This is a genomic window from Rothia nasimurium (genome assembly GCF_928381705.1).
GTDB lineage: Bacteria > Actinomycetota > Actinomycetes > Actinomycetales > Micrococcaceae > Rothia > Rothia nasimurium_G.
The window spans coordinates 19,622-32,891 of record NZ_CAKMSR010000013.1 but is presented as its reverse complement, the minus strand read 5'-3'; the positions used below and the strand labels follow the sequence as shown (position 1 = coordinate 32,891).

Here is a 13,270-nt window from a genome sequence, read left to right as displayed (position 1 = left end):
GGAAAGAACACACACCATGGCTTACACACCGCTAGATGAAAAAATTATTGCTGAATTCACCGGCAACGTGGTCCGCAAAGACCTCTCAGCCCACATTAAAAGCAATGCACCAGTACCCACCTACGTCCTTGAATACCTCCTGGGCCAATACGCTACCTCCCATGATGAAACTCAAATTGCTGAGGGTATTGAGCGAGTTAAGCTCATCATGCAGAACAACTTTGTTCAGCGAAACCAGGCAGAACTCATCAAATCTACCATCCGCGAAAAAGGCCCCAAACTCCTCATCGATCGTATCCACGTAACCTTTAACGACCAAGACGACCGCTACGAGGCAAGCTTTAACAATTTAGGAATATCAGAGGTCATCATCGACCCAGCTACCGTTCGCGCAAACCCAAAACTCCTGACCACCGGCGTCTGGTGTCTGCCCCGGGTGAGCTACAACGGGACTACCGAAAAGGGCGTCAGCCCCTGGAGCATTGATAGTCTCAAACCAGTACAACACTCAGGCTTCAACTTTGAAGAGTTCACCAAACACCGTGCAGAGTTCACGACCGAAGAATGGATTGACGTGCTAATGCAGTCCATTGGCCTCAACCCAGAATTCTTTGGAACCCGCCAGAAACTCTTCCAGCTCACCCGGCTCATCCCCTTCGTCGAGCGTAACTATAACCTGATAGAACTTGGCCCCAAAGGAACCGGCAAAACCCACGTCTACTCGGAGTTCTCCCCCCACGGCATCGTTATATCCGGCGGCGACGTTACCGTGCCAAAGCTCTTCATCAACAACACAACCGGCCGCATAGGCCTCGTGGGCTACTGGGATGTCGTAGCCTTTGACGAGTTCGCCGGGCGCACCAGACGCCCCCAGCGGGAACTCGTTGACATTATGAAGAACTACATGGCCAACAAGAGCTTCTCCCGAGGCAGCGACGTACAAAGTGCCGAGGCCTCTTTTGCCTTTGTAGGGAACACCGCCCATAACGTTCCCCATATGCTGAAGCACTCAGACCTCTTCTCGGAACTCCCAGCGAATTATCACGACCCCGCCTTTATCGATCGTTTCCACACTTACATCCCTGGCTGGGAAGTTGAAACCGTGCGCAACGAAATGTTCACCCAGGGGTTCGGTTTCGTGGTGGACTACCTGGCAGAAGGCCTGCGGTACATGCGAAATCTCGACTACTCCCAGCACGCCTCAACCTACTTTGAACTCGATAATAGTCTCTCCAAGCGTGACCGGGACGGAGTCAACAAGACCTTTTCAGGTCTGCTCAAGCTCATCTATCCCCACGAAATTTTTACGTCAGAACAGGCCGAAGAACTTTTCACCTTCGCTATCGAAGGCCGAAAGCGCGTCAAGGACCAGCTGTGCCGGATCGACTCCACTATGACCCAACCTCGCTTTGCCTACCGTGAAAAAGCAAGCGGAGAAGAGCGCACCGTCCAGATCCTTGAAGAGGTTGAATACCCAGATCTTTACTGGCGGGAAAGCGTACAGAACCAAGAGGGGCAGACGCTACCGAGCTTGGGGGAGACAGCAACTGACCACATACAGGTGGCCTCCACACCGTCACGTGCGCTCTCTGCAGGTACCTCTCCAGAAGGCAAGAGCGAACCTCAAGAAAAGCGTCTTGAAATCCGTGAAAATCAGACAGGAATTACCTACCAGGCACTTTTTGCTGACTACCTGCGGGGCGCTACCCTCATCCAGCTAGAAGATGCCTATATCCGCCGTTATCACCAGGGGCGCAACCTATTGGATCTTCTGGCCGTTGTTCACTCTGTTAAAGCCCCTGAAAGTGAAATTGTTTTTACACTGCGCTCGGGGTCTGATGAATACGGGGGTTTTACTCAAGAACAAGAAGATATGTTCGCAGAAATCAAAAAACAGGTTCAACCCCACGGAATCACCTTCATCTATACCTACGATCCCGACGCCCACGACCGATCCATCAAATGCAACAACGGATGGATTATCGATTTAGGTATCGGACTAGATATGTTCCAAAAACCTGCAATGGGATCGTTCTCCCTGGAATTGAACTACCAACAGTTTCGAAAAACCAAACGGCTAGTTCTGAACTACACGTTTGAAGCTGAAGGAAATACAGTTCCTCATGCCTAAAGCAACCGCAATTTTTATCTGCGATGTGAGAGTTAACCCAGAGCTCTTACCCCAGGCTAAATCCGGCTGGAAAGTAGGAACCTACTCTATACCCAGCGGAACACGTCGAGACGGAAGCCATCTCTACTCAGATGGCAGGTGGCGGGCAAACTACTTCCCCGCCACCATGTCTTCCTTCCTCTATGGAGACCTTGAGGGGTCTCAAAGCCTTACCGCTATGCCCGTCAGATTCCACAGCGTACAGCAGATTGACCTGATGCCCTACGTTGAGAGGAAAACCCGCCGAGTGGACGGGGAACTAGTACCTAACTTCCCTCAGGTAACAGAATTCTCCATCCGACGGCTAGAGATTCTGCTGGCTGACAGAGTAACGGATGACCTAGCGCTTGCCCAGGTAGCGCTTGTGTGCGATGTGGTAGCTGAGACTGAGAAACAAGTTAAAGATGTGATACGCAGTTTTGCCTCAGCCTACGGACGGGGCACACACAGAGGCGTTCGAGGGCGGTATCTTCACGAAGTCATCGAGCAAGAGGCGCCGGAACTCAACATCGAGTTTCCGACAGCGCAAACCTTACGAGATGATACTGAGGCGAATACCTACACAGCTATTCTGCTCCAAAAAACTCCTGAAGAAATTGAAGAGCTGAGCCAAGCCTACCCAGAAGAATTCAAAGAGTACGAACCTGTTCTGCCTTTGCTTGTTGAGTATTCAACTAACCTATCTCCTGAGCGTGTAGCCGAAGATATGGACCGCTTTGACCAGGAACAAGAAAGCCGGTTTATTACCTTCAACAGGATAGGCTACGGATACTTCGCCCGGTACTACGCCACGTTCATCGCGATCAAGGAGCAACAGAATAAGCGTCTCAACAACTTTATCGTGAGCTTCGAAGCTGAATACCTCGACGCACTCCTACTGGGCAGACTACAGGATCAGATGCTTCGCCGTTCTGAGCTGCGCCTCGTGGAGGCTATGGCAGGGGCTGCCCATTCAAATAATCTCGGGAAAACCTCAGATCAGGTTTTGGCTCTCTACCGAGAAATTGAAGTTGATTCTGTGCGCTACTGGATGGACGATGCATCGGCCAATACAGGTAAGACAATGGAGGTTCTCCGGGAATATAAGGAGGCTATTGAGTTTTACAAGCGGTACGGTGTGATGAAAGAACACGCGGCAACCATCATGAACATCGCAACTCGCGATCAGCAGGAAGCTGCCCTCGAAAGCCAAGACCGTATCGCGTTGATTCTTGCTATCGTCGGTGCCCTCGTTATTCCCCTGCCCCTCTTAAACGACGGTTTCGACTTTGTAGATAAAGTAGCTCAGCAGCAGATTTTTGTTTCCTGGCAGGTCTTTGTCTTCTGGTTCCTGCTATCAGGTATCTTGCTAGGCGCTATCGTAGGCCTAGCGAACTGGCTTCTAGCCAGGCGAAAAGGCCGCCTCCGAGGAATCTTTTCTATCCTGCGCCTGGGGAGGCCCCGCCGATAAATTTAAACACCTCAGTATTCTCGTACGCCCCGACATAGTCCTGTAAGAGAGTTACCTCCTGGGCCGCCCACATGTCCCAATAGGGGCGGTAGGTTTCCCCGTCGCGGGCGAGGGCCCGCTGCCTGCGGCGCGCGGTATCGAGCTCTACAAAAACCCCCACATCGTGGGCGCCGGTGAGAGCCCCAACTCCTTCGGCAATTAGCACCCCGCCTGCCGCCTGCTGGGCAGCGGTAAAAGGGTGTGGGCCGGTTGCCTGCGAGCTCACCCAATCCCAGCCAAGCCAGCGCGGGGCAGTGCCGGGGGAGCTGGCGCGTCCGCTCACTACCGCCTCTGCTAACTGCTGCCAGACCAGCGCCGCCTGTGCCAGACCGTTCCAGCCCTGATAGAGATCTTCAAGATGGAAGACCTCCGTAACCAGCCCCCGCCCCCGCAGACAGGCAGCCAGGTCACCTGCCAGAGTGGTCTTACCCGACCCGCTGCGGCCATCAACTGCCACGAGCAGGGGGCGCTCGCACTCCTTACCGTCTCGGGCTTGATCGATGAGCTCGCACAGGGGCTCTAATTCCCTATAGTCTGGCACCTTGGTCGGCTCCTTTTCAGCCTGTCAACTTCTCTGCCCTCAGGCTACCGCACGGCAGCCGCCCACTGGGTCATAATGAGAAACAGGCCAATCGGCCCCTAACCAGCACTTCGGGGGAATACATGAGCACCGACCTTACCCAGGGCCAAGCCCTACTTCACGCCAGCCAGCGCAGTCAGGCCACCTTAGCCGCCCTGGCTCAGCCAACAGCCCTGCGTTTTGACCTGCCCCAGGGCTACGCTGGCTCCCTCTACCGGTGCGCCCCGCTAGCTCCTGCCTCCATCGGAAATCTCTCAACCTGGCTCACTCAACAGTTCTGGCGTAACCAAAACCCCGCCCTCCACGATGACCTGCGCACCCTCGCCGCTGCCGGCGACAACCTGCCTGCCCTCCTGGCAGATATCCAGGCAGGGAGCGGTGGCCTGCTGGGCCGACTTTTCGGTGGCCAAAAGCGCCGGGCCGCAGAAGCTGCCAGCGCGGTGCTTGCTGAGCGGCTGGCGTCCGCCTCCGGTGCCCTGGCCCGCCTAGAACCTATCTTTGCCCAGGCTGACCAGCTCGCCACCCTCACCCCCGAGGCGGCCTTCGCCGCCAACACCTTAGGGCTTCAGGATGCCGCCGCCCCGGCCCTAGCCCGCTACGCCGGGGAAAGCTGGGCTGCCCCGCACTGGGAAGAAGTCCCCGCCGCAGAACACGCCGCCTTCCTTAATATCTGGGGCGCCCTCAACACCCCCGAACGTGCCCAGCTGCTAGCCGGCATGAGCGGCGACATGCAGGCCCTCAAGGCTGAACGTGCGACCCTGACCCTCTCCGGCGTACCGGTTGACAAGCTCCGCGAACTTACCAGCGGCACCGTCCGTACCGCACCCCTTGCCGGTGCGGGGCTGACCACCGTCGCTGACGTCCTGGCCCAGGGCAACGCCGCAGCCCTGACCCGCATACCCGGCATTGGCGACACCACCGCCAACCAAATCTACGCAGCAGCCACCCGCCTGCTCGATGAAGCCGCCGGGCAAGAAAAAGAAAACCTGGGCGAAACCCGCACCCCCGCCGCAGAACGAATCCTCATCGGCCTTGACCGTCTGCGCACCATCGACGCCACCCTCGGCGATACCGACCTGCTCGACCGTCTGGCCTCCTACGCGTCCCTGCTCACCCAGCCGACCCCGGCGTCCGGCCCCCTCTACGTAGCTGTCGGCGATGACCCCACCGACCTCAACCAGCTCCGCGCCGACCTGGCCCGTTGCCTAGCCCTTGCCCCCATCACCGTTCCCGCAGCCACCTGGCTCACCGCCGACGCCGCCTGGGCAGGCTACCTAGCCGACCCCGCCAGCCACCAGGCCCTACTGGCCCACTACCTGGGCAAAGAAACCCTGGGCGATGACTACCTATCGGCTGAAATCTTCGAGCGCATCCGCAAGTACCCCCTCAGCCTCACCGGCCTGTCCGCAACCCTGCGCGGCTACCAAACCTACGGTGCCAAATTTATGCTGGCCCAGAAAAAAGTCATCCTCGGCGACGAAATGGGCCTGGGCAAAACCATGCAAACCCTCGCCGCCCTCACCCACCTGAGCAACACCGGCAAAACCCACTTCATCGTGGTCTGCCCCGCCTCCCTCGTCATCAACTGGCAACGCGAAACCGAAAAATTCACCCAGCTCACCACCCACCTAGCCCACGGGGACGCCCGCGACGCCGCCCTCACCGCCTGGAAAGCCGACGGCGGCCTACTCATCACCACCTACGACGGAGCCCGCCTCTACGCCGACGCCACCTGGTGCGCCGACGCCGTCATCGCCGACGAAGCCCACCTCATCAAAAACAAGAGCGCCCAACGCTCCCAAAAAGTCGCCGACCTCGTGAGAGCCGCCGACTACGCCGTCCTACTCTCCGGCACCCCCATGGAAAACCGCGTCTCAGAATTCGTCACCCTCGTCGACTACCTACAACCCGACCTCGTCGCCGGCGGCGGGGCCGAAAACCTACTCGCCAGCGAATTCCGCGCCCGCATAGCCCCCGCCTACCTACGCCGCAACCAAAAAGACGTACTCTCCGAACTACCCGACATGACCGAACACCGCGACTGGCTCGAACTCACCCCAGCAGACGCAGACGCCTACCGGGCCGCCGTCGCCGAAGGCAACTTCGCCCTCATGCGCCGCGCCGCCTGGGCTGCAGACGACTCCGCCAAACTCACCCGCCTACTCGAAATCGTCGAAGAAGCCACCAACGCAGGCCGCCAAGTCCTCGTCTTCTCCTTCTTCCTCTCCGTCCTCACCCGCCTCGAAACCGCCCTCGGTACCAAAACCATCGGAACCATCACCGGCGCCATGCCCCCAGTCGAACGCCAAGCCGCCGTCGACAGGCTCAAAGATGCCGCCCCCGGCTCCGTCCTACTCGCCCAAATCACCGCAGCAGGCGCCGGACTCAACATCCAATCAGCCTCCGTCGTCATCCTCGCCGAACCCCAGTTCAAACCCACTATCGAAGCCCAAGCCATCGCCCGCGCCCACCGTATGGGCCAAACCCATGCCGTCGATGTCTACCGCCTCCTCGGCGCCAACACCGTCGACGAACGCATGATCGAACTCCTCGGCCTCAAATCCCAACTCTTCGACGAATACGCCCGCCTCTCCGCCTCCAAAGACGGCGCCGCCGAAGCCGTCGACATCTCCGACTCCAAGATGGCCGCCCAAATCATCGCGGACGAACGCGCCCGCCTCGGCCTGGACGCCGCCGCACCCGTGGCTGATAGTGAGGGGACGGCTGAGGGCTAGGGAACAGGAGGAAAGCGCACAGGGTTCGCGCTCGCTGGGCGGACGCGGCCAGGGCGCCCCTTGCGCTGACAACCGCTCTCGTTCGTCGCCCGGGGGCTCCTCACGATTCACCGCCAGCCCCGATCCACGTCAGCTCTCAGGGGCGCCCCTGCCCGCTTACCCGGCACAGGTTAACTGCTGTGGGTCTGGACCTGCTCGATGACTCCGGGCACGGCGTCCCGAATCATCTGGAAGGTCTCGTAGAAGTCGCTCATATCGCCGTACCAGGGGTCGTAGATGCCCAGCCGGTCAAGGGGCTGGTCTGCGACAGCCGGGTCGAACTCGCGCATGAGCCTAACCTTGGCCGCTGCCTCGTCGCTAGGGGCCATACGCTTAAGCGCCCGGTAATGGTTGGTGTCCATGGCTAGAAGCAGGTCGTAGCGGTCAAAATCGGTCCGGGTGAACTGCTGGGCTCGGTGGGAGCCGGTATTGATGTTGAGCTCATCGAGCACCTTCTTGGCTCGACGGTCGATGGGATTGCCCTCTTCCTCATTGGAAATGCCGCTGGAAGCGACCTCCACGGTGAGCCCGGCCTGGGCGGCAGCTTGTTTGATAAGGTACTCGCCCATGGGGGAGCGGCAGATATTTCCGGTGCATACAGTCATGATTCGATACATGCTCACTATGTTCCCATGAAGCTTTCGGGAAAAGGTGGGCGGGCAGAGAAGCTGAATAAAAAGTGGTAAAAAGTTCGCTCTAAGGCGGAAAAATTAGGGCAACCTGTGTATAGTCTTACAGGTACACACACTTGATGGTGGCTCTTAGGCAAGAAGGTTTGCCCGGTTCATACAGCAGTGAACTGAGAAGAGTAACACCAGACACTCAGTTTCTTGAGTTCTTTCGAGATGACAAAAGCCCCGCAGGCCACACACCTGCGGGGCTTTTGCGTACTGCCTACAATGGGTGACATGAGTACCAGCACAACAGTCAACGACGACCGCCCTGAGGAACAGACCCCTAAACCTCGCCGCAGCGGGGGTAACCGCCTAGCTCTTGCCGCTCTACCGCTCATTTTCATTCTTGCGCCCTGGGTTCTAGCGCTGACTGCGCCTGAGCAAGTGGTGATTACTTCGATTCTGGTCGGCACCCCACTCGTCCTTGCGATTCTTGCTGCCTACGATGCGGCAACCTACCGACCTAATCTCACTTTCTGCCTGTTGGCCGCAGCCTGTATGTGGCTGGCTTCCAGGCTTTTTTATCCGGACGGAGCGGGCTGGTACGTTTGGGCGGTAGTCATCATCTATATCGTGTCTGTCAGCCCCTGGCACAAAAAATTTGCGGACGAGTGGGGTACAAGTTCCGAGGGTAAAGAAGGCTCTGGAGGGAAAGAGTAATGCTCCGCTGGGAACTGCACCACCCTGTGGCAGGGCATCTGCTTCTGGAGCGTGGATCTGATGCCGAATTCATCGAGATCGACCCGGACTGGCCTATCAAAAAACCAGACGAGAAGTCACTGCACGCCCTTAACGAGTCTCCGGTAGGGGCAAAGATCCGTGAACGTATCGCCGAACGTATCGACCGGCCTAAGCAACGGGTGAGGGTGCTCGTTGACGGTGAAGTAGTGGGCCGGTATGACCATACTCCTACCAGCATTGCACTCAAGAAGAACCTTCTAGACGGAAAGTTCTCCCGGGCTAAGACCGCTGTTCCCACAGACCCCCAGCTTAAACTCACCACAAACTTTCTGGATGAGCTGCTGGTCGTGGCCTATAAACATGGGACAGCTAAGGAATATGTCGAGCTCGACGTGCCAGCCGGTAGCCGGTCAGAAGCCTACCGTGAGGCGCTTGAAAGAAGCCCCTCTCGACGGTTTGTTTTGCCCTTGCTGTTCGGTTTGGGCCGCTCTGCCTGGTTTCTCGCCATGCTGGTGCTTATGCCTGTGCTGGGTAGGGTAGTGCAGTGGCTAGTCGAACGTCTTCCCGATATAAATGCGCCCCAGATAGCCCTGCCTGTCCCAGAATTTACTCTTTCCCTGCCTGCCCCACCCCAGATAAGTCTGCCCGTTCCTTCCTGGCGCGTCCCCTGGCCTACTATTACTCCACCGGACTGGCTTATTTTTCTTATGGAATACTCCAAAGCCTGGGTTCCTCTCGTCATCGGAATAGTCGCTGCAATTCTGGCTGTACGTAATGGGAAAAAATCTAAGCGCAGGAGGGCCGAGCTCGAAACTGACGGCAAAGAAGTCCAGAGATAGTACAGGGAAAACGCAAACACCGCGCGAAATATAATCAAGCTGACCATTTTCGCCTGTAAAGTTAGCTAAGACACACACTATCTGTATGAAGGATGAGATTGCCATGACTCAGCAGCCTACAAACCCTGAGCCCAACCTCCCTGGTGCAGGTCAGGCGGCGTCCGCCCAGGGCGTCCCACAGCCTGCGCCCGGCACCCAGGCACCCGATACTCTTATCGGCGGCCCTATGCCCCAGCCTCCCGCTGACCCGAAAAAGAGAAACATGGGTCTGCTCATCGGCGGCCTGATGGCTATCGGTATTGCCATAGCTATTCTGGCTGGAATCTTCCTGACTGGCGCGTTTGGTGGGGCGAGTAAGGTCTCCAGCTACGACAAGTTTAAGGAAGGGATGCAGGAAGCCACAGCAGGCTCTGCCGCCTCTGTCTGTGCTGATAGCGGTGACACCATCTTGGAGTCAGCTCTTGAAGAGACTAAGCAACAGGGGGCTACCGATCTGGGTGTTGCCCCTGAAGATGTCAATATTTATATTTGCTCCCCGGCCGACTTGAGCAGCTTTGAAGGCATGATGGCTATTGACGATTCTTCGCCCCTCATTATGGGGTTCTATGTAAACGGTGCTTCAGTTGATGAGAATCAGGTTGCCGAATTTTCTCAGTCTGACTTTGAAGGCGGCTGGGTTACCTATGGAGAGAACTGGATGGCCGTAGGTATGAACGCTGAAGAGAGCCTTAAGGCCAGCCTGCTCGATACCTTCAACGGTAAGGAAGCTGAGCTCAACTAAGACGTAGAGTCTCCGAAGTATCAGATCTGTCGGCACCCCCTTGTTGTGGGGTGCCGACTTCTTTATGTTCACTTTCAGGGTTTTAAAAGGTGCGGACGCCGCCACCCGCCTTTGCCCTGCAAAGGCGGGGCGGGCGTCCGTCCGCTCCCCACTAGCTTAAACTTAATCTGCGCAAAAAAGTTGAGTCTTTTTGACTCAACTCTGTTGACTTCTGCTCAAAACGTGGCAAACTAGATATCAAGACAAGCGGGTTGAGCCTGCAAGACTCAACTTGCTTGAAAGATGTACAGATAACCAAACCATAAGGAGTAAACATGTCACGTGCAGTAGGTATTGACCTCGGTACTACCAACTCAGTTGTATCAGTCCTCGAAGGCGGCGAGCCCGTCGTCATTGCCAACGCAGAAGGCGCCCGCACCACCCCCTCCGTCGTCGCATTCTCAAAGGACGGCGAAGTTCTGGTCGGCGACGTCGCAAAGCGCCAGGCCGTTACCAACGTTGATCGCACCATCGCCTCCGTCAAGCGCCACATGGGCACCAACTGGACCACCGACATCGACGGCAAGAAGTACACCGCCCAGGAAATCTCAGCCCGTACCCTCATGAAGCTCAAGGGCGACGCTGAAGCCTACCTGAACGACAAGGTCACCGACGCCGTCATCACCGTCCCCGCCTACTTCAACGACGCCGAGCGTCAGGCCACCAAGGAAGCCGGCGAAATTGCGGGCCTCAACGTCCTGCGTATCGTCAACGAGCCCACCGCAGCAGCCCTGGCCTACGGCCTCGACAAGGGTAACGAAGACGAACTGATCCTGGTCTTCGACCTCGGCGGCGGTACCTTCGACGTCTCCCTGCTCGAAGTTGGCAAGGACGAAGACGGCTTCTCCACCATCCAGGTACGCGCAACCTCCGGCGACAACCGCCTGGGTGGCGACGACTGGGACCAGCGCATCGTCGACTGGCTGCTGGAGCAGGTCAAGTCCAAGACCGGCGCCGACCTCTCCAAGGACAAGATTGCCCTGCAGCGCCTGCGTGAAGCCGCAGAGCAGGCCAAGAAGGAACTGTCTTCTGCAACCTCCACCAACATCTCCCTGCAGTACCTGTCCGTAACCCCCGAGGGTCCCATCCACCTGGATGAAAAGCTGACCCGCGCCAAGTTCCAGGACATGACCGCAGACCTGATCGAGCGCACCAAGAAGCCCTTCAATGATGTGATCGCTGAAGCAGGCGTCAAGGTCTCAGACATCGCCCACATCGTGCTGGTCGGTGGCTCAACCCGTATGCCTGCCGTCACTGAGGTCGTCAAGGAACTCTCCGGTGGTCGCGAGCCCAACAAGGGCGTCAACCCCGACGAGGTTGTTGCTATGGGTGCTGCCCTGCAGGCAGGCGTGCTGAAGGGTGAGCGCAAGGACGTCCTGCTCATCGACGTCACCCCCCTCTCCCTCGGTATCGAAACCAAGGGCGGCGTGATGACCAAGCTGATCGAGCGCAACACCGCGATCCCCACCAAGCGTTCCGAAACCTTCACCACCGCTGAAGACAACCAGCCCTCAGTATCGATTCAGGTCTTCCAGGGCGAGCGCGAGTTCACCCGCGACAACAAGAACCTGGGCACCTTCGAGCTGACCGGCATCGCACCCGCCCCCCGCGGCGTCCCCCAGATCGAAGTTACCTTCGACATCGACGCCAACGGCATCGTGCACGTCTCCGCTAAGGACAAGGGCACCGGCACCGAGCAGTCCATGACCATCACCGGCGGCACCTCCCTCTCCAAGGAAGACATCGACCGTATGGTCAAGGATGCCGAGGCTCACGCTGAGCAGGACAAGGCCCGCCGCGAGGCAGCCGAGACCCGCAACGCTGCTGAGAACACCGCCTACTCCATCGAGAAGCTCATCAAGGACAACGGCGAGAAGCTGCCCGAGGACGTCAAGACCGAGGTTCAGGCCGACGTTGACGCCCTGAAGGCTGCCCTCGAAGGTGAAGACGATGACGCCGTCAAGGCCGCTTTCGAGAAGCTGCAGGCATCTCAGACCAAGCTGGGCGAGGCTCTCTACGCCCAGGCTCAGGCAGATGCTGCAGCCGGTGAAGGCGCCAAGGCTGAAGACGACGACGTCGTTGACGCCGAAGTAATCGATGAAGAAGACGAGAAGAAGAACTAATCATGGCTGAGAACACCAACGAGCCCGTAGACAACCAGCCCGAGGGCACCGACCCTCTGGAGGACGCCTTCGCTGCCCCGGCTGCTGAAGGCCACCCCGAGCCCGAAGGTGTAGCTGCTGACGCTGCGGCAGATGAGGAATCTGCCGCAGCCGAGGCCGGCGAAAGTGCAGAGGCAGCTGAGAGCGCTGACGCGGCCCTGGCCGCCGAACGTCTTGAAGATCTGCGCCGCCTTCAGGCCGAGTTCACCAACTACAAGAACCGCACCGCCAAGGAAAAAGACCAGCTGCGCGACTTCGTCATCGCCGATCTGGTAGCAGCCTTGCTGCCCGTCATTGACGATATCGATGCCGCCCGCAAGCACGGCGACCTTGAAGAAGGCCCCTTCGCCGCCATCGCCAAGAAGCTGGAAGAAACCCTAGCCAAGCAGGGCCTAGAGCGCTTTGGCGAAGTCGGCGAACCCTTCAACCCCCAGGTTCACGAGGCTGTCCTGCAGCAGCCCACCAGCGAGGTTGAGCCCGACTCAGTCTCCATGGTCCTGCGCAACGGTTACAAGGTGAAGGACCGCGTGGTCCGCACCGCCCAGGTAGCTGTTGCGGTAGCAGAATAAGGACGCGGGCGGGCACCCGGCCTGATACGTCAGGCTAGGTGCCCGCCCCTTATGTCAAGAGGTTTATATATTATGAGCTATTTTATTGGAGTATTTCCACTCGCAATTTTTAGCATCGGCTTCGTTGTCATTTTTTGTTGTATAAAGAGGCCCGCAAAATATCTAATAATGGAAAAATTTGCAGGGTTTGCATTTCAAACTGGTCTAGCAATAGCAGCAATCTCCGGTGCGATTCATATGGCAGTGGTTACATCTCTTATTTCCTATACAACGGCTTTAGGGGTGTCTGTCTCTGAAGTTCCCGAAAATCTTGATAATGATAGAATCTGGGAGATGGTTAGTATGCTCCAAGAGTATTCGGATGAGGCTTTCTATATCGCAATTTGTGCAGCAATTCTATGCCTTCTTGGGATTATTTTTTCTGTCGTGGCAACGCTAATAAAAGAAATATAATTTTAATTTAAAAATTTGGTGAAGTAAGTCTGCAAAGGGTGGCCCATTGTAGAATTCTT

At 57.4% G+C, this 13,270-nt stretch carries 11 protein-coding genes; 9 read left to right on the top strand and 2 right to left on the bottom strand.

Translation table 11 applies throughout. From position 1 onward, the window contains the following. Positions 1–16 precede the first annotated feature (16 nt). On the top strand, positions 17–2,131 hold the full coding sequence (brxL, locus tag L6762_RS10415; protein WP_237187172.1) for a BREX system Lon protease-like protein BrxL: 2,115 nt from the start codon (positions 17–19) through the stop codon (positions 2,129–2,131). After that, positions 2,124–3,620: a hypothetical protein gene (locus tag L6762_RS10410; protein ID WP_237187171.1), complete on the top strand. Its 1,497-nt coding sequence runs from the start codon at positions 2,124–2,126 to the stop codon at positions 3,618–3,620. Before brxL ends, L6762_RS10410 begins: the two co-directional genes overlap by 8 nt. Here the strand turns inward: L6762_RS10410 and L6762_RS10405 are convergent. After that, a complete protein-coding gene (locus L6762_RS10405; RefSeq protein ID WP_237187170.1) occupies positions 3,589–4,200 on the bottom strand; it encodes a hypothetical protein in 612 nt (203 codons plus the stop codon). The two genes, L6762_RS10410 and L6762_RS10405, sit on opposite strands and share 32 nt — an antisense overlap. A 122-nt stretch (positions 4,201–4,322) precedes the next feature. On the opposite strand from L6762_RS10405, the gene L6762_RS10400 reads away from it, so the two are divergent. Beyond that, positions 4,323–6,974, top strand: a complete 2,652-nt coding sequence (locus tag L6762_RS10400; RefSeq protein WP_237187169.1) for a DEAD/DEAH box helicase — start codon at positions 4,323–4,325, stop codon at positions 6,972–6,974. Positions 6,975–7,144: 170 nt separating this feature from the next. Here L6762_RS10400 and L6762_RS10395 read toward each other — a convergent pair whose 3' ends face one another. Then, on the bottom strand, positions 7,145–7,618 hold the full coding sequence (locus L6762_RS10395; RefSeq protein ID WP_237187168.1) for a low molecular weight protein-tyrosine-phosphatase: 474 nt from the start codon (positions 7,616–7,618) through the stop codon (positions 7,145–7,147). A gap of 303 nt (positions 7,619–7,921) precedes the next feature. On the opposite strand from L6762_RS10395, the gene L6762_RS10390 reads away from it, so the two are divergent. The 6 genes from L6762_RS10390 to L6762_RS10365 all read left to right on the top strand — a co-directional run bounded on the left by L6762_RS10390 (position 7,922) and on the right by L6762_RS10365 (position 13,211). After that, positions 7,922–8,347: a hypothetical protein gene (locus L6762_RS10390; RefSeq protein ID WP_237187167.1), complete on the top strand. Its 426-nt coding sequence runs from the start codon at positions 7,922–7,924 to the stop codon at positions 8,345–8,347. After that, a complete protein-coding gene (locus L6762_RS10385) occupies positions 8,347–9,207 on the top strand; it encodes a hypothetical protein (RefSeq protein ID WP_237187166.1) in 861 nt (286 codons plus the stop codon). The genes L6762_RS10390 and L6762_RS10385 overlap by 1 nt, the downstream gene beginning before the upstream one ends. Positions 9,208–9,310: 103 nt before the next feature. Next, positions 9,311–9,988 (top strand): hypothetical protein, encoded by a 678-nt coding sequence (locus tag L6762_RS10380; protein WP_237187165.1) that lies wholly within the window; start codon positions 9,311–9,313, stop codon positions 9,986–9,988. A gap of 314 nt (positions 9,989–10,302) precedes the next feature. Beyond that, complete coding sequence (gene dnaK, locus L6762_RS10375; RefSeq protein WP_237187164.1) at positions 10,303–12,150, top strand: molecular chaperone DnaK; 1,848 nt, start codon at positions 10,303–10,305, stop codon at positions 12,148–12,150. Between the two features lie 2 nt (positions 12,151–12,152). Next, the gene (locus L6762_RS10370; protein ID WP_237187163.1) at positions 12,153–12,758 is read left to right on the top strand and encodes a nucleotide exchange factor GrpE; all 606 of its coding nucleotides are present in this window, start codon (positions 12,153–12,155) and stop codon (positions 12,756–12,758) included. A gap of 72 nt (positions 12,759–12,830) precedes the next feature. Then, the gene (locus L6762_RS10365) at positions 12,831–13,211 is read left to right on the top strand and encodes a hypothetical protein (protein WP_237187162.1); all 381 of its coding nucleotides are present in this window, start codon (positions 12,831–12,833) and stop codon (positions 13,209–13,211) included. The last annotated feature ends 59 nt before the right edge of the window (positions 13,212–13,270 follow it).

Excerpts from the sequence above, each read along its gene's own strand:
- L6762_RS10370 (WP_237187163.1), top strand. The coding sequence starts at position 12,153 with ATGGCTGAGAACACCAACGAGCCCGTAGACAACCAGCCCGAGGGCACC.
- dnaK (WP_237187164.1), top strand. The coding sequence starts at position 10,303 with ATGTCACGTGCAGTAGGTATTGACCTCGGTACTACCAACTCAGTTGTA.
- brxL (WP_237187172.1), top strand. The coding sequence starts at position 17 with ATGGCTTACACACCGCTAGATGAAAAAATTATTGCTGAATTCACCGGC.
- L6762_RS10365 (WP_237187162.1), top strand. The coding sequence starts at position 12,831 with ATGAGCTATTTTATTGGAGTATTTCCACTCGCAATTTTTAGCATCGGC.
- L6762_RS10380 (WP_237187165.1), top strand. The coding sequence starts at position 9,311 with ATGACTCAGCAGCCTACAAACCCTGAGCCCAACCTCCCTGGTGCAGGT.
- L6762_RS10410 (WP_237187171.1), top strand. The coding sequence starts at position 2,124 with ATGCCTAAAGCAACCGCAATTTTTATCTGCGATGTGAGAGTTAACCCA.
- L6762_RS10395 (WP_237187168.1), bottom strand. The coding sequence starts at position 7,618 with ATGACTGTATGCACCGGAAATATCTGCCGCTCCCCCATGGGCGAGTAC.
- L6762_RS10390 (WP_237187167.1), top strand. The coding sequence starts at position 7,922 with ATGAGTACCAGCACAACAGTCAACGACGACCGCCCTGAGGAACAGACC.
- L6762_RS10400 (WP_237187169.1), top strand. The coding sequence starts at position 4,323 with ATGAGCACCGACCTTACCCAGGGCCAAGCCCTACTTCACGCCAGCCAG.
- L6762_RS10385 (WP_237187166.1), top strand. The coding sequence starts at position 8,347 with ATGCTCCGCTGGGAACTGCACCACCCTGTGGCAGGGCATCTGCTTCTG.